The organism is Selenomonadales bacterium 4137-cl (genome assembly GCA_032334055.1).
In the GTDB taxonomy this organism is placed as follows: Bacteria; Bacillota; Negativicutes; order Sporomusales; family UBA7701; genus Anaeroselena; species Anaeroselena agilis.
The window spans coordinates 2403860-2424496 of sequence record JAUOZS010000001.1 but is presented as its reverse complement, the minus strand read 5'-3'; the positions used below and the strand labels follow the sequence as shown (position 1 = coordinate 2424496).

Sequence of the window (20637 nt, the reverse complement as noted above, 5' to 3'; positions counted from 1 at the left end):
AGCGGCGATTATTTCATTCTTTTAAGTTCCCCGCAAGACCGTCGGAAAACTAAACATTTCCTTAACATTGGCCGCCGAAAAAATAATTGATTCCATGGAGGGATAATACAACACACGGTTGTGGCTTTAAGGACGATGTAGATGAAACTGCTGCTCGTGGAAGACGAAAGCAGACTGGCCGACGCGTTGTGCCACCTGTTCAAGAAGAACGGCTTCGTGGTGGACACCGCCCAGGACGGCGAAACAGGCATCGAAATGGCCTGTACCGAAGCGTACGACATCATCATCCTCGACCGGATGCTGCCGAGCAAGGATGGGTTGTCCCTGCTCCGGGAGTTTCGCAGCCTTGGCTACGAGACTCCGGTCCTGTTCCTGACCGCCAAGGACTCCCCCGAGGACCGGGCCGAAGGCCTCAACGCCGGCGCCGACGACTATGTCGTGAAACCGTTTTTCAACGTCGAACTGCTGGCAAGGATACGCGCGCTCGGCCGCCGGCGGAATAAAGAACTGCAGGAACACGTGCTGACCGCCGGCGACCTGGTCTTCGACCCGCAGCGCGGCCAAGTGGTCAAAAACGGCCAGGTGATCCATCTCACCTTCAAGGAAGCGCGTCTGCTCGAACTGCTCATCCGCAACCATGGGCGGGTCGTCACCAAGGAAAGGATCGTCCAGCAGGTCTGGGGCTATAACGCCGAAACGGATTTCACCACCGTCAACCTCTATGTGCATAACTTGCGCAAAAAGCTCGGCACCTCCCACCTCAAGACGGTGCGCGGCGTGGGCTACTACCTGCAGAAAAGCGGCGAAGCCGCCCGTGTCGCCAACTAAACCGGCATATCTCCACAACCCCGGCATTTTCGCCGGGGTTTTAAAATTTTTCTCCGCCGTTGGATTACTAAACAAATGCTAAACATTGGCGCGCGAACATACGGACAGAAGACGGCGAAAGGAGGACGTTTCCGTACGGAGGCCCGATTCCCCGGAGGGCCTCGGGTATCCCCATAACCGGCCGGGCAAGGATGCCCGAGCATATTTTCAAGGAGGAATAACAAATGGGTATGGTCATCAATCACAATCTCTCGGCGCTGAACACCTACAACCAGCTCAACCTCAACAGCACGGCGATGAACAAGTCGCTGCAGAAACTCTCGTCCGGCTACGCCATCAACAGCGCCGCCGACGACGCCGCCGGACTGGCGATCTCCGAAAAGATGCGCGGCCAGATTCGCGGCCTCGACCAGGCCAGCTCCAACGCCCAGAACGCCATCTCGCTCGTGCAGACGGCGGAAGGCGCCCTCGAGGAAACCACCGAAATCCTCCAACGTATGCGCGAACTCGCCGCCCAGTCGGCCAGCGACACCAACACCGACGCCGACCGGGAAAGCATCCAGAGCGAGATCGACGCCCTGGTGGAGGAGATCAACCGCATCGCCGACACCACCGAGTTCAACACCAAGAAGTTGCTCGACGGCTCGATGGCCGAAGCCAACGCCACCGCCGTCGCCAACGTCTCGACCAACGAGGAACTCGCAACTACTACGACCGTAGCCGCCGATCTCACCACCCTCACCGACGCCGACGGCAACTCGCTCGGCATCGTCGCCGGCGACACCGTCACCGTCAGCTACATGATGAACGGCTCGCTCGTCACCGCCACGACCACGGTCGCGGCAGGCGTAGCCCTTGAGGACATCGACGACACCAACTTCACCTTCAGCATGAACGCCGACAACCAGCTGATCGCCACCGCCGCGGCCGCCGGCACCACCGGAGCCGTCTACGGCCTGACGGTCACCGTCGCCAACTCCGACGGCGAAACCAAAACCGCCGCCACCAACGCGCTGTCGTCCTTCACCCAGACGACCGCCGCCAAGGATGTCTGCAGCGACGGCTCGGCGTCCGTGCTCATCGGCGCCAACACCGGCCAGAGCATCAGCATCAACATCGAAACCATGGACGCCAGCTCGCTGGGTGTCGAGGGCCTCAAGGTCGACAGCTACGGGGCCGCCAACGTCGCCCTCAAGGTTATCGACACCGCCACCGCGACGGTAACCTCAGCCCGTTCCAAGCTCGGCGCCATCCAGAACAGGCTGGAGCACACCATCAACAACCTGACCACCACCAGCGAAAACCTGACCGCCGCCGAATCGCGCATTCGCGACGTCGACATGGCGTCCGAGATGGCCAACTACACCAAGCTGAGCGTTATCACCCAGGCGGCCACCGCCATGCTGGCCCAGGCCAATCAGCAGCCCCAGCAGGTACTGACGCTCCTCCAGTAACGTCTAGGCGCAAAAGGGCCCTTGCAATCGCAAGGGCCCTTTTATCATGCATCCGTTATCCTTTCACGTTCAGGCAATTGCCCCAAGCCATGATCTGCCAGCGGTGGATGTAGCGGTTCTTCACCTGCCGCATCAGCCGGCTGTTGTTGATCTCGGCCGCGATCCGCGCCCGCTCGGCCAGCGCCTCCTGCAGCACCCGGTCGCAGGCGCCCAGCAGCTCCCGCTGCTTACTCTCGACGGCCCGGAATTCGTCGGCGAACGGCTGCCGCCAGGCGGCGCCGGCGTCGAGCAGCCCGTTGACGGCGGCCAGCTCGTCGATCAGCGCGCCCCGCTCGCGCAGCAGGCGGCGCAGGCCGCGCATCTCCCGCTTGGCGACCAGCAGGCGCTGCTTCTCGGTGTTAGCGGCGATCTTTTCCAGAAGGGCCGTCTTTTTTGCCAGGCAGTCGAGCGTTTCGTCCCTGCCCATCGTTATCAACTCCCCGTCGAAGATGAAAGGTATGATTGAAGCGCCGTCAACTGGGCGTTCATATTGCTGATGTACGTTTCCAGCGTGGTGTACTTCGAATACAGCCGCTCCTCGTAGTCGTCCAGCCGGTCCTCCTCGTCGGCGAGCGCGGTCTGGTAGTCCTCGATCAGCTCGCTCAGCGAGTTGGCGGTGTCGGACGAGTCATTTTCCACGCCGGCCTTTTCGAGCAGCAGCCCCTTGCTGCCGCTGCTGTCGCGGACGGTCGAAGTGTACTTGGCCAGCACGTCGTAAAAACGGTATGCGACTCCTTCCTCCTTATAGCGGGTCGACAGTTGGGCCGACGTCAGCTTGCGCACCGTGGCCGTTCCCGAGTAGCTGGACGACTGCTGGGTAAACAGCTTCACGATCTCGTCCGGGTCGCTCTGCAGCGCCTCCTTGAGGGCGTCTTCGTCGATGTAGAGCTTGCCGTTCTCGTCATAGCTGCCGGTGTCGATGCCGATGGCGAAAATGGAAGTCGACACGCCCGAGATGGAGTCGGTCACCGCCGAGCGCAGCTCGCTCAGCATCGAGCGCAGCAGCGAATCGTCCTCGAGCAGCCCGGTCTTGGCCTGGGCTTCCCAATTTTCGATCTCCTCGTCGGTCATCTCCGCCTTCTGGTCGTCGGTAAGCGGCGGATAATCGGCGTCGTAGTCCGCGGTGATTTCGGCGGTGATCGTCGCGATCAGCGCGTTGTAGTCCTCCACAAAGCTGCTGACGAGGTCGTAGACGGCGTCCGTGTCCTGGATCAGGCTGACAGTCGCGTCCTCGTCGGTGGTGGCGTTCAGGGTGTAGGTCACGCCGTCGGCGGTGACGGTGTTGGTGCTGCGGGTCATCGCCTGCCCGTCGACCGTCAGCTTGGCGTCCTTGCCGGCGGTCGCCACGCTCAGCGCCTTCGCCAGAAAATCGCTGCCCGTCCCCTCGGCCACCGTCAGCTTATTGCCGGCGCCGGTAGTAGCGGCGGTCATGACCAGCTTGCCGGAAGTCTGGTCGTACTCGATCGTCGCCCCGCAGTCGGCGGCGTTGATCTCGTCGATCAGCTCATCGACGGTAGTGCTCTTGTCGAAGCTGAAGCTGGTGCCGTTGACAGTCAGCTCGATGCCGTCGGTGCTGTTGAAGGTAATCCCCAGGTAAGCGGCGACATCCTCCAGCGTCGCCGTCGACGTTGTCAGGCGGTTGGCGAGCACGGCGCCGTCGGCAGCGACGAATCCGAGGGCGGACAGCCCGCTGTCGCCCGCATCGGGGGAACTTACGGCGATTTCCTGCACGCCGCTGTCGGCGGCGGTGATCGTCAGCACGCTCGCGCCGCTGTCGTTAGTGGTGGTCGCGACCGTCACCTTGCCCTCGCCGACGGCGTCGTCCACGGCGCTCTGCAGCGAAGCGAGGTCGGTCACGTCGTCCAGGCTGACGGTGTACTCGGTGCCGTCCACCGTTAAAACGACGCTTTTGCCGCTGAGGTCGGAATAATCGGCGGCCGCGCTGCCCTGCACGTCGGCGGATAGGCTGGCGCCGCTCGCCAGGGTGGCCTTTGTTGCCAACTGGCTGACCGTGACGGTGTGGCTGCCCGCGCTGGCCGCGCTGGTGTAGCTTGCCGTCACGGCGCTGCTCGACGAGCTGACGGTGAACTGGTTGAAGTTCTTGCTGCTCAGCAGGCTGCTTGACGACGTAAGGCTGAAATACTTGTTGGTGAAAGTCTGGAGGTCGCTGATTATCTCCCGGTAGGCCTCCTGCCGCCAGGTCGCCAGCTGCTCCTTCTGCTGGAGCTTATTAAGCTTCTTCTCCTTCTCGGCCGCCATCAACTGCTCGACGATCGAGTCCACGTCGATGCCGGAAGCCAAGCCGGTGATCCGCGTCGTACCGTTGATGGTCGTCGTGGTGATGCTGCTGGACATTTCCTTCGCCTCCTTGCGTTAACCGGACTTTCCTAGGCCGTGTAATCCACCAGCGTCTTGCTGATGGCCTTCGCCCCCACCGACAGCGCCGCCTCGTAAACCGTCTCCGCGGTGGTCTGCTCGATCAGCGCCTCGCTCACGTCGACATCGATGGTGTCGCTTAGCAGGGTAGTGTAATTGGTATAATCGTTCGCCAATCGGTCGCTGACGTTGGCCACGTACGTTTCCCGCGCGCCCAGGCTGGCCTGCGCGGTCGTCAGCCGTTCGATATCCGCGTTTATGTCGTCGAGCAGCTCGTCGGTAGTGCCGATCGTGCCCGTCGTGACCGTATCGGTCCCGGTGTCGTAGCTCTGATAGGTGGCGCCGCCGGTGGTGCCGTCCGCGCTCAGCGCCAGCAGCAGCTTGGTCAGGGTGTTGAACAGGTTGGCGGCGCTGTCGCCGACGACATCCTGGCCTTCGGTGTTGACGGTCACGTCGGCGCCGTAGCCGAGGTTGTATTTGATCGACTGGTCGCTGCCGCTGTCGACATAAGTATTGCCGGAGTACATCGCCTGCATCGTCGCGGCATCGACCGTGTCCGCCAGTACCGTGCTCAGGTATTGGCCCTTGTACTTCACCGCCACGCACTCGGTCGCGTCAAAGGTGAAACTGGCGGACGCAAGGCCGCCCGCCGGCGCGGTCAGCGTAGCCATCACCTGGCCGTCGGCGGTTTTCAGCTCGACCGTTCCGGTGCTCGAATCGGTCGTCCCTGTGTACGTGTTCGTGCCGTCGGTCATCGTAACCGTGTAAGTGCCGCCGGACTCGGTTACCGTCATCGTGTAGCTGCCTGCGGCGAGATCGCCCGCCAGGCTGAAGTCCCCGGTATCGTAGGCGGCGGAGCTGATATTCGTCGCCATCCGCTCCACCAACTCGTACGGCGCCTCGCTGACGCTGAAGCCGCCGAAGATGTAGCGGCCGCCGTAATCGGCGTTCACAACCTGGACGATCCCCTCCAGGTAAGCCATGACCTCCTCCTTGATATCGGCCCAGTCGCTCGTGGTCGCCTCGGCGGTGCACGCCTTGGAGATGTCGTCCTTGACGGCGGCGACGTAATCGTAGAGCTCGCTCAGCGCGTCGTCCGTCGTGCTCATCCAGGAATCGGCCGCACTGGCGTTGCTCTGATATTGCTCGATCTTGGCCACATAATCGCGGTACTTGATCGTCTTGGTGGCCACCACCGGATCGTCGGACGGCAGCGAGATCTTCAGCTCGGTCGAGACCCGCTCCGAGGCCTCGTTCAGGCGGCTGGCCGCGGCGTTGATGTTCCTGATGGTGCTCGTCACCATCATGTTGTTGGTTATGCGCATCCAATCTCACCCCTTCCTCAATCTGACACCATGTTGACGGTGGTCGCCAGAACCTCGCTCCAGGTGGTCAGCGCCTGGGCCGAGGCGGCGTAAGCCTCCTGGTACTTCGTCAGATAGGCCGTCTCCTCGTTGGTCGATACCCCGGACACCGAGGAACGGCAATCGTCGATGTACGCCACCAGGCTGCTCTGCCGGCTGCTCTGCCGCGACGCGTAAGCGTTTTCCGTGCCGAGGGTGGCGATGATCGAATCATAGCAGTCCACCGGCGAGCCGGGGCCGAACATCCGCGTATCCTGGCAGATTTCGATCAGGTCGTTGGCGTTCTCGTTGTTGCCGTCGGCGTCGGTCGCGCTAGAGGAGGCGGCAATTTTGTTCACATCCTCCGTGACGTCCGTCGTCAGCGAAATATTGGCGGCCGAGACGTTGGCGTATATATCATCCAAAGTCAGGCCGGACGCGAGCGCGCTCTCGATATCCGCCGACGTCGCGGAGCCGTACGTGAAGAAGCGGGTGCCGGTGGTGCCGTCGAGGCCGTAGCCGCCGGCGTGGCCGGCGTAATACCGGGTCCCGTCGGCGTACACGCCTTCGTTGAAAGCTTCGGCGAACGTCCGCGCGAAATCGTTCAACTGGTCCATATAGTACAGAATACCTTTATAATCGCCGTTTTCGCCCGTCCCGTCGCGGATATCGAGATACGCCGCGAGCGTGCCGCTGTCTCCGGCGGAAAGCTCCGTGCCGCTGTCGGTCCAGCGAAGGCCGTACATGCCGTCCTGCGCGCTGCCGTCGGTGATGGTATAGCACTCCAGCTTGCGGGCGGTGGTGCCGCTGACCAGCGTCGAGCCCTTGAGCGTTACGGTGTATGTGGAGGTGGTCGTGCCGTCGCCGGCGGTGTACACCGTCGAGGCGGTTACGCTGATGTCGGTCAGCTTGGAGAGTTCGTCGATAAGCAGATCCCGCCTGTCCTCCAGCTCGTTGGTGGCGGCGCCGGAAGTGGCCGCCACCGTGATCCGCTGGTTCAGCTCGGCGATCTGGCCGGCGTAGGAATTGACCTGCTCCACCGCCGTCTTGACCTCGAGATTCACCTCGCTGCGCAGCTCGGTCAGCGCTTCGGCCGCTTCGTTGAAGTAGGCGCAGATCTCCTGGCCGTACTCCAGGACGGTGGTCCGGGCCGCCGCGCTGTTGTCGGTCGCCAGCGCCTCCAGCGCGGAGTAAAAATTGCTCAGCATATCGCTGAAGGACGTATCGGTGGCCGAGGTGTCCAGGTAGACCTCGATCTGACCCAGGTAATCGGCCGTAGTCCCGTAATAGCCCAGTGAACTGTTTTCCGTCCAGTATTTCTGATCGAGGCGGAAACTATTGACCCTGGTCACCGAAGTGACCTCCGTCCCGTTGCCGACGGTGCTGCGGCTGTAAACCGCGGCCGGGCCGACCGCTATCTGGTTGACGGTCTGCCGCGAATAGCCGGTGGTATTGACGTTGCTGATATTGTTGGTGGTCGTCGCCAGGGCTATCTGGCTCGCAGACAGGCCGCGGTCGGCGATCCTTACGCCCCCGAAGGTTGAGGCCATCTTCCTTCCTCCTATCCCAAATCTTCGATCAAATCGCCGATCAGGCCGTCGATGGTGCTCAGCACCCGCGCGTTGGCGGTATAGGCTTCCTGGTAGATGATCAGGTTGGACATTTCCTCGTCGAGCGAGATGCTGAAAATCGACTGCCGCTGGCTGTCCACCTGGCTCACCAGGGCCGACTGGGTTTCGTAACTGCCGGCGGCGTTGTCGCCGGCCGTCCCAACCCAGGAGATCACCGCTTCGTAAAACTCGCTCACATCCATCGCCAGCCCGGCGATCGAGAAAATATCCTCGTCGCAAAGGTCGTAGATCGCGGCGGCGATGGCATTGTCCCCGTCCTCCGCGCCGGTCACGATCAGGATCGTGTCCCCGGCCACGCTGGCGTTAACCTGGATATTGGCGATGCTGAGCGGCTGGCTGGTGTCGGCGGCGGTGAAAAACGCCACCCCGCCGCCGGCGCTTTGCAGTGCGTTGATTTTCGCGGCGACCGTCGTAAGCAGGTCGTCCAGCGCCTGCATCATCGTCGTGACCGAACTCGCCGCGGCATCGGTGGTGAAGGCGTACGGCAGGCTGCCGGTGTCGATGGCCGCGTAGCCGGTCTGGTCGGCATCCTCCATATAAGCCGCTATGCTGCCGCCGGTGATGCTTACCCCCTTGCCCGAGTTCTCCCAGGTTATCGTGAGCGGATCGTCCGCCGTCCCGCTTCCCGACGCCGCCAGCTTGTTGGCGGTGTAGCCGGATACCAGCGCCGCGCCGTTGATCGTCACCTGGTAACCGCTGCTGCACTCGTAGACGGTGATGTTGGCCAAAGCGGACATCTGGTCGACGAGGACGTCGCGCTGGTCACGCAGGTAGCTGGCCTCCCCGCCGGTCACTTCGGCGTCGGCGATCTGCCGGTTGAGCTCCGCCACCTGCTCGGCCAGCCTGTTCAGGCTATCCACCCCGTCGACGGTCCCGCTCACCGCGTCGGCCCTGAGCTGCTCCAGCTGACCGTAAATCTCAGTCAGACCCGCTATCAGCGAATTAGCGCTGTCGACGACCTGCTGGCGGGCGCTGGTGCTGGTCGTATCCGTCGCCAGGGCGTCCCAGCCGGAGAAAAACTCGTTGATGAGCTGCTGCAGGCCGTCGCTCGAGGTCCCGTCGTCGGCCGCGTATTCGTTCAGCAGCTCCTGCATGTATTCGAGATCGCCGCTTTTCACCGCCCAATAGCCGGCGTCGGCGTTTTGCGTGCGGTAGGTCGCGTCCAGCAGCCTGTCGCGGGCCCGGGTGATCGACGCCACGCTGGCGCCGCTCGTCGTCGTTGTCCCGTCGGCCAGCGTTGTCGACGTATCGGTGACCGATACACGCACGCGCGAGGCCCCGGTAGTCCCGACATTGGCCAGATTGTTCGTCGTGGCCGTCAGGCCGGCCTGGCTGACATACATGCCCGAATAGGAAACATTGTAGGTACCAAAAGTCGATGCCATGGCCGCATCCTCCTCCGCCGTGATAACGCTAACCGCCAGTCAGGCGTCAGCGCATGCTTATAAGGGACTGCAGCATCTCGTCGGCGGTCGATATGACCTTGCTGTTGGCCTGGTAGGCGCGTTGGGCGATCATCATATTGCTGAATTCCTGCGCCAGATCGACGTTGGACATCTCCAGGCAGCCGGTGCTCAGCGCCGAGGTGCCGCCCTGGCCGGCGACGTAATACGACACCGTCCCCGAGTTGCTCGTCGCGGCATACATGTTGCTGCCCGTTTTTTCCAGGCCTTCGTCGTTGGTGAACACCGCCAGGGAGATTACCGCCAGGTCCTGGGTCTGCCCGTTGCTATACGTGCCGACGATCGTCCCGTCCGCCTCAATCGCGATGCCGGACAGCGTCCCGGCGGCATAACCGTCCGGCGTCGCGGTGACCCCCGCCGTGCTGTTGCCTGTCGTTATATCGCCCAGGTCGCAGGCGACGGTGAACGCCGCCGTGCCCACCGTGCCGTCCGGGGTGACGGTAAGGGTCGGCGTCGTAGTGAAAGAGGCGGTATCGGCGGCAACGGCGAAAACGGTCGTGCCGGTCGCCAGGGCGGTCGTCGCGGGCAGCGTGAAGGCGCCGCCGCCTGTCAGGTCGAATGTGATCGCGTCGTTGGTGGTCGAAGTCGTGTTATAGGCATAGCTGTTGCCGGCGGCGTCCTGCAGCGTGATCACATAGTTGCCGGTCGTCGGCTCCGTCACCGTCACGGTGTAATTGCCGGCGGCCGCGTTATAGCTGGCGCTGGCGCTGGCGTAGCCGGTGGTCCCGGCGCTGCTGACGGTCGTGGCGGTCGCGGTGTCGACGATGTCGCCGTTGGCGTCGAAAGCGATGTAGCCGCTGGACGGCGTGATTGTCGCGTCGCTGGAGGACACTTCGTAATACCAGCTGGTAATTGGATTGTCGGCGTCGGACGAATCGACATAGCACTTGTACCAGTTGGCCGTCAAACTGTAGGCGTTGCCCTGCGCGTCATACACCGTCATGCTCGACGTCCCGTCGGCCGTGTCGGGCACGGTGCCGATCGTCGTCAACCCGGTGCCGTGGGCCGTGCTCGTCGAGTCGAGCGTGCCGCTGAAGGCGGCTGCGGTTGTCATGGAAGCAGGCATCGACTTCTTGTTGTTTTCGTACACGTTAATCGTGTCGATGTCGCCGGTCGTTATGATCTCGCCGTTGGCGTTCACGGTCGCCCAGCCGCAGACCTTGTAGCCGTTGACCGTCAGGTTGCCGTCCTCGTCCACCGTCATGTCGCCCTGACGGGTGTACAGGTAACTCCCGTCAGCGCCGTTCTCGACCACGAAGAACCCTTCGCCGCTGATGGCCACGTCGGTGGCCACCCCGGTCGCCTGGGTGCTGCCGGTGGTCATGTTGGTATCGGTGCTGGCGACGCTTACCCCGAGGCCGATCTGAATCGGGTTGGTGCCGCCGGTTGTCGCGGTCGACCCCGAGGCGGAACTTAGGGTCTGGCTGAGCAGGTCGCTGAAACTCACCCTTGAGCTCTTGTAACCGGTCGTATTGACGTTAGAAATATTGTTGGCGATGACGTTGAGGCCGGTGGTCTGCGACTTCAGTCCCGACACCGCCGAAAAAAACGCGCTCATCATAGGCGCAAATCCCTCCTGATACTATTCCTTCAGTCGTTCGGAAATAGTGCTCAGCCTCCCCGCGCGGGGTCCGGCTGATTTATTTGCTCCCTTTCTAGGCGCTCGCCGTGTCGGTTGTCGCAGCGTCGGCGACGCTCACCACCGCATCCAGCGACACCGCATTGCCGTCGATAGACAGATACGTGCTGCTGCCGCTGAGGATAACCGAACTCACCGTCCCGGTGGCCTCGACGGTATTCCCCGAGGAATCGGTCGTTTGATAGGTCACGCTTTTGCCGATCAGATTGTACGCCTCGACGTTGCTGACCGCCGAATAGATGTTTTCGATCTGGCTCAGCGAGCTAAGCGACGCCATCTGGGACACGTACTCGCTGCTGCTGATCGGGTCCGTCGGGTCCTGGTACTGAAGCTCGGTCGCCAGCAGGTTGATCCAGTCCTCGAAACTGAGGTCGCTGTTGGACGTCGTCGCACTCGTCGTACTGGTAGTGGAAGAAGTGCTTGCCGTCAGGCTGGAAATCGCCGTGGTGCTCATTTTTTTCCTCCCTTGTTGCTCAAAGTGACTTTGCGTCATCTGTGCTTTCGGGGCCGAATGTTTAGTTTGTGTTTATAAAATGACGGCAGACCGGGAAAGGGCGAAAAAAAGAAAGCCCATCGCAAGGGCTTATAAAACATAAACCACACATTGACCAAGGAATACGGCGCGACAACCTGCCCCGCGCAAGTCTGCGGGACACCTCGCGCCTTTAAAGGCCCGCAGGGAGCTTGCCATACCGGAAAATCGAAACCCACGTCAGGCGTGGGCTTTTTTGGCGTTTTGCGTCAACCGGTCTCTTTGCCAGAATATATAATATTGTGCTAAATTATGTTAAAATACTGTTAACAAATGGTTCGTCCGGCTACAAACGGCGATAATCAGCGCGGGTAGCACCTCACCGCCGGGAGAAAAGTTTTTTGCCAGGAGGGGTTTCAGTGCCTCGCTTTAACCCGACCGCCCTGTATGTGCGTCAGCCTCTCAGACAAGCCATGGGCAGAATCTGGGATTTCCCCCTGACGGTGGTCGAAGCGCCGATGGGTTATGGCAAAACCACCGCCGTCAAAGAGTGCTTGAAAGACAGCGATGCCAGGGTATTATGGCAGACGGTGATCGACGGCTCGGCAAGCGGGTTTTGGCGCGGCTTCTGCCGGATGCTCAAAAAGATAGACGCCGGCTGTGCGGAGCGGCTGGCCGAACTCGGCGTTCCCGACAACAGCATTTTCATGGATGCGGCCCTGGAACTCATCGGGAACGCCCCATTCCCGGCGAGGACGGTCCTCGTCTTCGATGACTTCCACCTGCTTTCGTCGAAGACCGTCGAGCAGTTCCTCGAACTGCTGGTCAAGATGACCATCCCCAGCCTGCGCATCATCGTCGCCACCAGGGCGAAATTCGGCGAAAACACCACCGAACTCGCCCTCAAGGGGTTCTGCCATGTCGTCGATAAAAGCGACTTTGAGCTCAACCAGGGCGAAATCATCGCCTACTATAAACTGTGCGGGGTGCGGCTGCGGCCTCACGAAGCCGCCGAACTGCACGCCTACACCGAAGGCTGGATCAGCGCCCTCTACCTCAGCATGCTCAACTTCGCGCGCGAAGGACTGGTCGAGCGGCAGGCGAGCCTGTCCGAACTGATCGACAAGGCCGTCTACCGGCAATGTCCGGCGGAAGTGAAAGAATTCCTGCTGGCCGTCTGCGTGTTCGACAGCTTCACCCTGGCGCAGGCGCAGGCGATGCGACCCGACGAAAACGCCGAAGCGCTGCTGAGTTATCTTGTCAGCCACAACGCTTTCATCAAATACGACAAATACAGCAAAACCTACCGGATGCACAACATTTTCACCGACTACCTGCGGGAAATGTTCGCGCGGCAGGGGAGGGAGCGCCGGCGGGCCGTCCTGCGGGCGGCCGGCAGCTGGTATGCGGGCAGTGGCGACCATATCCGCGCCATGGACGCCTACCACCAGGCCGGCGACTTCCACGGCCTGCTGGCGGCGCTCGAACTGGCCAAAGGGCACAGCCTCAACACCGAGCACAAAGAAAAGCTGATCCGCTACTTCCGGGAGTGTCCGGCGAAGATAAAGAAAATGCACCCCTGGGCGTGGCTGGTATATACGGTTTATCTCTTCGTCTTCAACGAAAAGGAGCTTTTCGCGGAGCAGTGCGCCGAAATCCGCGGCTATATCGGACAGTCCGGGAGCGACGAAAACACCAGGGCGCAGCTGGCGGGAGAACTCGAACTGCTGTGCAGCTTCTCCAGATACAACAGCATCGCGGGGATGACCGAGCATCTCCAGAGAGCCGCCCGGTTGCTGCGGGGACCTTCGCGGTTCCTCGACAGAAAGGCTTTGTGGACGTTCGGTTCGCCGTCCGTGCTTTACATGTTTTACCGTGAAAGCGGGCGACTGGAGCAAGAGGTGGCCGAATTCGCCGCGTCGATGCCTCTTTACTGCCACCTCACCGGCGGTCACGGCGCGGGCGCCGACCTCGTTTTCCGGGCGGAGCGCCATTACTACATCGGCGACTTTGAAAACGCGGAAATCCTGGCGAATAACGCCATGTACGTCGCGCAGGCCCACGGCCAGACGACGATCGCGATGTGCGCCCTGTTTCTCCAGGTGAAGCTGGATATCGCGAAAGGCAGCCTGGCGGCGGTCAAAACCGCCCTGCAGCAGGCGCGGGAAGAAATCAAGCGCCAGAAACTGTACCGTAACATCCACATGCTCGAACTGTGCGAAGGCTCTGCTTACGCCTGCCTGGGTCAGGCGGACAGAATCCCCGCCTGGATCGCGAAAGGCGACGTAAAAGACAGCTCGCTCTACTTTCCCGCTTACGCCGCGTTCAACATCGTTTACGGCAAAACGCTGCTGATAACCGGGCAATACCTTAAGCTCCTCGGCCTTGCCGGGCATTTCCTCGGCGTCGCCGGCGTCTTCCCCAACCTGCTTGGCCAGATATACATCTGTATCTACGTCGCGGCGGCCCACCACCGGCTGCAGCGCCGCCATGAGGCGCAGGCGGCCCTTGTGCGGGCCGTCGACATCGCCGCCGCCGACGGGCTCATCATGCCCTTCGTGGAAAACGGCGAACATATCGGCGCCATTCTTGGCCAACTGGGCAAAGACGACCGCTATGCCGGCTTTGTCGCCAGGGTCGAGAAAACCTACGCCGCCTTCGCCCTCAAATTGCCTGCCATGCGGGCGGCGGAAACAGACAACGACCTGGCGAACCTCACCGCCCGCGAGCGGGAAATCGCCGGCCTGGTCGCCGCCGGTCTGCCCAACCGCGTCATCGCCAAAAAGCTCGTCATCGAAGAAGCCACCGTCAAAAAGACGCTGCAAAATATTTTCACCAAGCTGGGCATCGGCAGCAGGACGGTGCTCGCGCGGCTGATGCTGGAACGGAAAACGGGTCGAACGTAAAAAACTATACTTTCGGATAATATATTAAAAAACCCATTAACTATATCATTATAGTTAATGGGTTTTTTTTGTCTAAAACATTTGTTCTTGTCCGAAATACACTTTGCCGCCCGGAAGGGCATGCATTTTCGCTTTAACCGCAAGATATACCCCAAATCAGAAATCAAATAAGGAAAGGAAGGGAATGTGACTATGGGACTATCTAGGCGGACCTTCATCAAAACGGGTCTGGCCGGGGCGGCCTTGGGCGCCTGCGGCGCGCTGCCGCCTGTGAGCAAGTGGCTGCGCCAGACGGACGCCGCCGCCGACCCCCAGGAAAAAGTGGCCTACACCTATCATCCCCCCAACTGCGGCGGACGCTGCTCATTCAAATGCACCGTGAAGGACGGCAAACTGGTCAAGATCGAGCCCAACGAATGGCCGGACAAACGCCACTCCCTCATCTGCCTGCGCGGCCTGTCCGAGCTCGAACGCGTCTACAGCCCCGACCGCATCAAGACGCCCCTGAAGCGCGTCGGCGAGCGCGGCGAGGGCAAATTCGTCCCCATCTCCTGGGACGAGGCGCTGACCACCGTCGCCAACAAGCTCAAGGAGCTCAAAGACAAACACGGCGGCAAATCCATCTACCTTAAAGCCTCGTCCGGCGTGGAGCACCCCATGTTCTCGCTGGCGACGATGCTCGGCGCCCAGTTCACCAACCACGCCGGCATCGACATCGGCCTGTCCGGCGGGCTGCACCAGGTCACCGGCGCGGGCCTCTTTGGCCCGATGAACAACGAAGTCACCGACTGGGTCAACGCCAAGACCATCCTCCTCCTCGGCAACAATTTCCTCGAAACCTCCATGACCGACGCCCAGTTTTTTTATGACGCCAAGGAAGCGGGCGCCAAAATAATCGCCATCGACCCGGCCTACTCGACCACCGTCACCCGCTGCGACCAGTGGATCAGCCTGCGCCCCGGCACCGATACCGCCCTTATTATGGCACTTATCAATCAGGTTTTCGCCAACAAGTGGTACCACGAGGACTATCTCCGCAAAAACAGCACCGCCCCCTTCCTCATCCGGGCGGATGACAAGAAACTGTTCAAAGCCGGCGACAAATACCAGGTGTGGGACAAAAACTCCGGCTCGTTCCAGCCTTACGACGCTCCCGGCATCCACGCGGAACTCGACGGCGATTTTTCCGCCGACGGCGTCAAACTGCAGACCGTTTTCGCCGCCCTGCGCGAGCACGCCAAGGACTGCACGCCGGCGTGGGCCGCCAAAATCACCGAAGTATCCGAACAGGTCATCAAGGACCTGGCCAAGCAGTACGCCACCGCGGGACCAGCCGTCCTCGCCTGGGGCTGGGGCGGCCCCGACAAGTGGTACCACGCCGACAGCCTCGGCCGGGCGGGCGGCATCCTCGCCGCGCTCACCGGCAACATCGGCCGCGTGGGCGGCGGCGTCGGCGCCGCCAACCACCACCTGCCCGGCTATTTTGCGCCCTTCAAGGGCTGGCCGCTGCCGAAAGAGTTCCGGCCCGCCAAACCCGAAATGCCGGCCACCGACTTCCCCCAGAAGCCCAACTCCGTGCGGGCGGTCATAATCCAGGGCAACACCCTCAACCAGTGGCTGGCCAACGCCAACCAGACGGCCGCCTGGCTGAAGAAGCTCGACCTCGTCGTCGTCGTCGATATCTTCCACAACGACACCGTCAAGTACGCCGACCTCGTCCTGCCCACCTGCACCAACTTCGAGATGGAATACGACTATTACAACCTCCAGATCCGCCGCAACCACATCATGACGATGCAGAAAGTAATCGACCCGCTGTTCGAGAGCAAAACCGACTTTCAGATCGAAAAAGAGCTGGCCGCGAAGCTGGGGCTGGCCCAATACCTGCCAAAGACCCCCGGCGACCTCATCAGCGCCAGACTCAAAGACCCGGCGCCGCCCCTCAAGGGCATCACCCTCGAAACGCTCAAAGCCAACCGCTGTATTCAGCGCCTCAACGCCCCGATGGAGCCCTACCGCGGCAACATGAACCAGGTGTACAACACCCCGACCAAAAAGATCCAGCTCTACTCCGAGGTGCTGCTGCCCTTCGGCGCCGGCTTCCCCGCCTACGAGGAACCGCAGGAAGCCTCGCCGCAAAACCCGCTGTTCAAAAAGTACCCGCTGCAGTTCAGCCAGGCCCACACCCGCTACCGGGCCCACTCCTCCTTCTCCAACGCCCGCTGGATTCTCCAGATCATCAAAGAACCGAAGGTGGAGATGAACCCGAAAGACGCGCAAAAGCGCGGCCTGAAAAACGGCGACCTCGTCGAAGTCTTCAACGACCGCGGCAAATTCCAGGCCCGTTATCAGGCCACGCCGGAAATGCGCCCCGGGTCCATCAGGGTGAGCGAAGGCTGGTGGTCGAAATACTTCGCGGCCGGCAACCTGCAGAACGTCACCAACAGCGCCAACAACCCCCGCGGCTATCCGCTCAGCCACGGGCCGGTCATCCCCTTCAACGACACCCTGGTCGAAGTCAAAAAGGCGGGGGGGGGCTAACTGATGGCAAAACTAGGCATGACCATTGACCTCAAGCGGTGCATGGGCTGCCATACCTGCGAGCTCGGCTGCAAAATGCAGAACAACGTACCGATGGGCATGCTGTGGAACCGCATCCTCACCGACGGCGGCGAGGACGTCGACACCGCGCGCGGCGAATTCCCCAACCTCCACAAAAGCTGGCTGCCGCTCGCCTGCCTGCACTGCGAGAACGCCCCCTGCGTCAAAGTCTGCCCGGTCGGAGCCACCTTCAGGGACAAGGACGGCCGCGTGCTGATCGATTATGCCCGCTGCATCGGCTGCCGCTACTGCATGGCCTCGTGCCCTTACAACGTCCGCGTTTTCAACTGGCAGAAGCCTGTCCGCGAACCCGGCCACTCTTACGGCGACGCCGCCCCCCGCCCCAAAGGCGTCATGGAAAAATGCACGCTGTGCGTCGAGCGCACCTCCAAGGGGCAGGAGCCGCGCTGCGTAGAGGTCTGCCCCGCCAAGGCCCGCAAGTTCGGCGACCTCGACGACCCGAACAGCGAGGTTTCCAAGGCCGTTCGCGAGCGCGGCGGCGAGCAGCTGCTCGCCGAAAAGGGCACCAAACCGCAAATCTACTATTTGCGCTGAAAGGAGGCGATATTGTGGAAAACAGAGGAAACCTGAAAATGTCCCTGGGCATCCTGGGCCTCTTCACGCTGCTCGGGCTGATCGCCTGGCTATACCAGCTCAGTAACGGCCTTATCGTCACCGGCATGCGCAACGTCGTGTCATGGGGCCTGTACATCACATCCTTCATGTTCTTCGTCGGCCTCTCGGCCGGCGGCCTGATCGTCTCGTCCTCGGCCACCGTGTTCGACATCCCCGCCTTCAAGGCGGTGGCCAAGCCGGCCGTCATCCTCTCGACGGTCTGCATCATCCTCGCCGGGATGTTCATCATCGTCGACCTCGGCAGCCCCGAGCGGATATTCTACCTTCTCATCCATCCCCAGTTCCAGTCGCCGCTCATCTGGGACGTCGTCGTCATCGCCGTCTACCTGATCGTCTCGCTGCTCTATCTCAGGCAGATGACCCGGCCCGCGCCCGACCAGGGCAAGCTGGCCACCCTGTCGGCCGTCGCCCTGCCGGCCGCCGTGCTCGTCCACTCCGTCACGGCCTGGATCTTCGGCCTGCAGATCGCCCGCGTCAGCTGGCACAGCGCCCTGATGGCGCCGCTGTTCGTCGCCTCGGCCCTCGACTCCGGCCTCGCGCTTCTCATCCTCGTGCTCGCCGGGCTGGAGCAAGTCTCCGACTACAAGGTCGAGCCCCGGTTGTACGCCCGCCTCGCCGGCCTGCTCGCCGTCTTCGTCGCCGTGGACGCCTTCTTCGTCCTCAGCGAAATGCTGACAGCCGCCTATCCCGGCGAAGAAAGCATGATGGCCGCCCTAGGCCTGCTGACGAGCGGCCCGCTGGCCCCGTTCTTCTGGGTGCAGGTCATCCTCGGCCTGCTCGTTCCCTTCGTCCTCCTCGCCAGCCCCGCCGGTCGCCAGAGCAAAAGCCGGATCATGGCCGCCGCCGCGCTCATCATCCTCGGCGTGTTCTGCAAACGCGTCTGGCTGCTGTTCTCGTCTTTCCTCATCCCGCCGGTGGCCGGCGCGCCCGGCGTAACCCTCGGCCAGGCACCCGCCTCCGCCACGGCCAAGATCGACATGTGGGCGATGACCGGATCGTATACGCCCACCTTGGTCGAATGGGCCATCTTCCTCGGCATCATCTCCTTCGGGGCCATCGTCTTCATCGTCGCGTCCCGCCGGCTGCTCTGGAGCGGGGAGGAAACCGTCCGCGCCGTCAGCGCCGCGCCGACGGCGGCCAAGTAACAGGCGATGGTCGCATCCTGGCAAGAAGTCGCTCTCTTCCGAGCCGGCATCTATCGGTTCCTCGGCCACTGCCTGCTCGAACCCTTTCAGGCCGACCGCGTCCCCCTGCTGCAGCCCGAATTCTGGCGGGACTTCCCCCTGGCGCCGGCCAACGACGTCATGGGCGACGCCCTCGACAGATTGGTCAACATAACGTCAAACCTGCGGTCTATGCCCGGGGAGGCGGCGCTTGAGCGGGTGCAGACCGAGTACACCGACCTGTTTCTTGGCGCCGATGAACCCAAAGCGCCCCCGTGGGAATCGCTCTACCGCACCCCCGAACGGCTGCTGTTCGGCCCACCCGCCTTCCAGGTGAGGGAAGCCATGGCCCGCTTCGGCGTGGCGGCGGCCGCCAAATACCGGCAGCCGGAGGACCATCTGGGGCTTGAGCTCATGCTGCTGGCGGCCGCCAGCGAAGCGGCCAGCCTGCGGGAAGAAGCCGGCTGGCGCGATTCGGCCCGGCTCCAGGCGGAGTTCATCGCCGCCCATCCCCTCGGCTGGATCGGCGACCTGGAGAAAGACGCCGCCGCCCACGGCGCGGTCGGCTTCTATGCCGCCCTCCTCGGGCTGACCCGCGGCGTGCTGCAGTGGGACAGCGAACTCCTCGAAGAATACCTTTCCGCGTAACCATACAATACGCTACAAGCAGCCCCGGATATGAACTGAACCCGAAAAAACGGACATTGAGCAAAAAAGCCTCCTGTTGTAGGATAACTACGATAGGAGGTTTTGTATGTCACGGAAATGGACAGATATGCAATCGGCTGAGCGGATTATCCTGCAAATGCGACAAGATGGAAGAACCAGGCGGGAGATAGCAGATGCCTTGGGTCTTGAAAAAGTACAAATCAAGAACTGGATTAACCGGTACAATCGGAGACAGACCACCCTTCCGGCATCCCCCAAGAAGAAAGGCCGCCCCAGAAAAAGCCCGATAACTGCACACCACGCGATGGAGCTGCGGATACGGGAACTTGAAAGAGAAGTGGAACTATACCGGTCTTTTCTTCACGCTGCTGGAAGGATGTGAGAGCACAGGTTAAGTACATAGCCATAGCGCAAAATGCCGGCAAGCATCCGGTTGCGGTCATGTGTAATTTCTTTGAGGTATCAAGAAGCGGCTACTACGCGTATCTCAAACGGAAAGACCGGTCATCCGCCGAGGAGAAGTTGGCCGCCTTGATTCAAAAATGCCAGCGGCAGACTAATGGAACTTACGGTTATAGGCGTGTGGGGATATGGCTTGAGAGGCGAGGCATTAAGAAAAACCATAAGGCGGTGCTGCGCATCATGAACAAGTACGGGTTGCTGGCGCAAATCCGGCGCAGAAAAAAGTACCGGCAGATGAGCGGTCAACTGCACCGGTATCCGAATATCCTCGGCCGCGATTTCACAGCCATCAAACCTAATCAGAAATGGGTAACGGATGTTTCCTATATCCAGACGCCGCAGGGAACCTTGTATCTATCCATGATTCGCGACCTGTTTGACAACAGTATTGTCGCCTACCAGACTGGAACCGAGCAGTCGGTCAACCTGGTTCTGCGAACCGTTCGGCAAGCCAAGGCAAAAGAAGCGGTCACTGCAGAGTTGCACCTCCACAGTGACCAGGGGTTTCAATACACTTCCCAGGCATATTTCACCCTAACTCAAAATTACGGCATTACTCCGTCCATGTCAAGGCGGGGAAACTGCTATGACAACGCGCCGGCAGAAAACTTCTTCAGCATCCTTAAGACCGAGTGTATCCGGCGGCATAAGCCAAAGACGGTCGATCAGGCGCGTCAGCTTATTGATAACTACATTTTTTTCTACAACCACGAGCGTATTCAACTCAAAACAAAACTGACGCCGCTCGAAAAACGACGCCAGTTTGCGTAATCTCATCTAATCCTACGATAGGGCTTTTTATCTGTGTCCATTGGCCGGGGTTCAGTGCAATATGTCCGGGGCTGCTTCCTTTTCCGCGGACGCGTGACGCAAATCACGCCCGGAATGTGATTTACATCAAAGCGCGGCCGCCGCCGGCGGGGTATCATTAAACCATGACAGACACCGTAACACG

At 61.3% G+C, this 20637-nt stretch carries 15 protein-coding genes; 8 read left to right on the top strand and 7 right to left on the bottom strand.

Features of this window, described 5'->3' with window-relative positions; all coding sequences use genetic code 11:
- Positions 1-141 precede the first annotated feature (141 nt).
- Positions 142-828, top strand: a complete 687-nt coding sequence (locus Q4T40_12760) for a response regulator transcription factor (GenBank protein MDT8902119.1) — start codon at positions 142-144, stop codon at positions 826-828.
- A 224-nt stretch (positions 829-1052) separates the two neighbouring features.
- Complete coding sequence (locus tag Q4T40_12755) at positions 1053-2282, top strand: flagellin (GenBank protein ID MDT8902118.1); 1230 nt, start codon at positions 1053-1055, stop codon at positions 2280-2282.
- 55 nt (positions 2283-2337) lie between these two features.
- Here the strand turns inward: Q4T40_12755 and Q4T40_12750 are convergent, their stop codons facing one another.
- The 7 genes from Q4T40_12750 to Q4T40_12720 form a co-directional block, all read right to left on the bottom strand.
- The gene (locus tag Q4T40_12750; GenBank protein ID MDT8902117.1) at positions 2338-2748 is read right to left on the bottom strand and encodes a hypothetical protein; all 411 of its coding nucleotides are present in this window, start codon (positions 2746-2748) and stop codon (positions 2338-2340) included.
- A 5-nt stretch (positions 2749-2753) separates the two neighbouring features.
- Positions 2754-4676, bottom strand: a complete 1923-nt coding sequence (gene fliD / locus Q4T40_12745) for a flagellar filament capping protein FliD (protein ID MDT8902116.1) — start codon at positions 4674-4676, stop codon at positions 2754-2756.
- Between the two features lie 32 nt (positions 4677-4708).
- A complete protein-coding gene (gene flgL / locus Q4T40_12740) occupies positions 4709-6022 on the bottom strand; it encodes a flagellar hook-associated protein FlgL (protein MDT8902115.1) in 1314 nt (437 codons plus the stop codon).
- Between the two features lie 17 nt (positions 6023-6039).
- The gene (gene flgK / locus Q4T40_12735) at positions 6040-7590 is read right to left on the bottom strand and encodes a flagellar hook-associated protein FlgK (protein ID MDT8902114.1); all 1551 of its coding nucleotides are present in this window, start codon (positions 7588-7590) and stop codon (positions 6040-6042) included.
- 11 nt (positions 7591-7601) lie between these two features.
- On the bottom strand, positions 7602-9056 hold the full coding sequence (flgK, locus tag Q4T40_12730) for a flagellar hook-associated protein FlgK (GenBank protein ID MDT8902113.1): 1455 nt from the start codon (positions 9054-9056) through the stop codon (positions 7602-7604).
- A gap of 46 nt (positions 9057-9102) precedes the next feature.
- Positions 9103-10695 carry a flagellar hook-basal body complex protein gene (locus tag Q4T40_12725; protein MDT8902112.1) on the bottom strand — a complete coding sequence of 531 codons (1593 nt, stop codon included), beginning with the start codon at positions 10693-10695 and terminating at the stop codon, positions 9103-9105.
- A 94-nt stretch (positions 10696-10789) separates the two neighbouring features.
- A complete protein-coding gene (locus Q4T40_12720) occupies positions 10790-11227 on the bottom strand; it encodes a flagellar hook capping FlgD N-terminal domain-containing protein (protein ID MDT8902111.1) in 438 nt (145 codons plus the stop codon).
- 437 nt (positions 11228-11664) lie between these two features.
- Between Q4T40_12720 and Q4T40_12715 the strand changes: the two genes are divergently transcribed.
- The 6 genes from Q4T40_12715 (at position 11665) to Q4T40_12690 (ending at position 20453) form a co-directional block, all read left to right on the top strand.
- Positions 11665-14151: a LuxR C-terminal-related transcriptional regulator gene (locus tag Q4T40_12715; protein ID MDT8902110.1), complete on the top strand. Its 2487-nt coding sequence runs from the start codon at positions 11665-11667 to the stop codon at positions 14149-14151.
- Between the two features lie 192 nt (positions 14152-14343).
- Positions 14344-16692 (top strand): molybdopterin-dependent oxidoreductase, encoded by a 2349-nt coding sequence (locus tag Q4T40_12710; GenBank protein MDT8902109.1) that lies wholly within the window; start codon positions 14344-14346, stop codon positions 16690-16692.
- Positions 16693-16695: 3 nt separating this feature from the next.
- Positions 16696-17307 carry a 4Fe-4S dicluster domain-containing protein gene (locus Q4T40_12705; protein MDT8902108.1) on the top strand — a complete coding sequence of 204 codons (612 nt, stop codon included), beginning with the start codon at positions 16696-16698 and terminating at the stop codon, positions 17305-17307.
- Positions 17308-17321: 14 nt separating this feature from the next.
- Positions 17322-18533 (top strand): polysulfide reductase NrfD, encoded by a 1212-nt coding sequence (gene nrfD, locus Q4T40_12700; GenBank protein ID MDT8902107.1) that lies wholly within the window; start codon positions 17322-17324, stop codon positions 18531-18533.
- Between the two features lie 6 nt (positions 18534-18539).
- Complete coding sequence (locus Q4T40_12695) at positions 18540-19199, top strand: molecular chaperone TorD family protein (protein MDT8902106.1); 660 nt, start codon at positions 18540-18542, stop codon at positions 19197-19199.
- A gap of 399 nt (positions 19200-19598) precedes the next feature.
- On the top strand, positions 19599-20453 hold the full coding sequence (locus Q4T40_12690; GenBank protein ID MDT8902105.1) for an IS3 family transposase: 855 nt from the start codon (positions 19599-19601) through the stop codon (positions 20451-20453).
- The last annotated feature ends 184 nt before the right edge of the window (positions 20454-20637 follow it).

Bases quoted from the DNA above. Each gene is read 5' to 3' on its own strand.
- Q4T40_12760 (MDT8902119.1), top strand. From the start codon at position 142: ATGAAACTGCTGCTCGTGGAAGACGAAAGCAGACTGGCCGACGCGTTG.
- Q4T40_12755 (MDT8902118.1), top strand. From the start codon at position 1,053: ATGGGTATGGTCATCAATCACAATCTCTCGGCGCTGAACACCTACAAC.
- Q4T40_12750 (MDT8902117.1), bottom strand. From the start codon at position 2,748: ATGGGCAGGGACGAAACGCTCGACTGCCTGGCAAAAAAGACGGCCCTT.
- fliD (MDT8902116.1), bottom strand. From the start codon at position 4,676: ATGTCCAGCAGCATCACCACGACGACCATCAACGGTACGACGCGGATC.
- flgL (MDT8902115.1), bottom strand. From the start codon at position 6,022: ATGCGCATAACCAACAACATGATGGTGACGAGCACCATCAGGAACATC.
- flgK (MDT8902114.1), bottom strand. From the start codon at position 7,590: ATGGCCTCAACCTTCGGGGGCGTAAGGATCGCCGACCGCGGCCTGTCT.
- flgK (MDT8902113.1), bottom strand. From the start codon at position 9,056: ATGGCATCGACTTTTGGTACCTACAATGTTTCCTATTCGGGCATGTAT.
- Q4T40_12725 (MDT8902112.1), bottom strand. From the start codon at position 10,695: ATGATGAGCGCGTTTTTTTCGGCGGTGTCGGGACTGAAGTCGCAGACC.
- Q4T40_12720 (MDT8902111.1), bottom strand. From the start codon at position 11,227: ATGAGCACCACGGCGATTTCCAGCCTGACGGCAAGCACTTCTTCCACT.
- Q4T40_12710 (MDT8902109.1), top strand. From the start codon at position 14,344: ATGGGACTATCTAGGCGGACCTTCATCAAAACGGGTCTGGCCGGGGCG.
- Q4T40_12705 (MDT8902108.1), top strand. From the start codon at position 16,696: ATGGCAAAACTAGGCATGACCATTGACCTCAAGCGGTGCATGGGCTGC.
- Q4T40_12695 (MDT8902106.1), top strand. From the start codon at position 18,540: ATGGTCGCATCCTGGCAAGAAGTCGCTCTCTTCCGAGCCGGCATCTAT.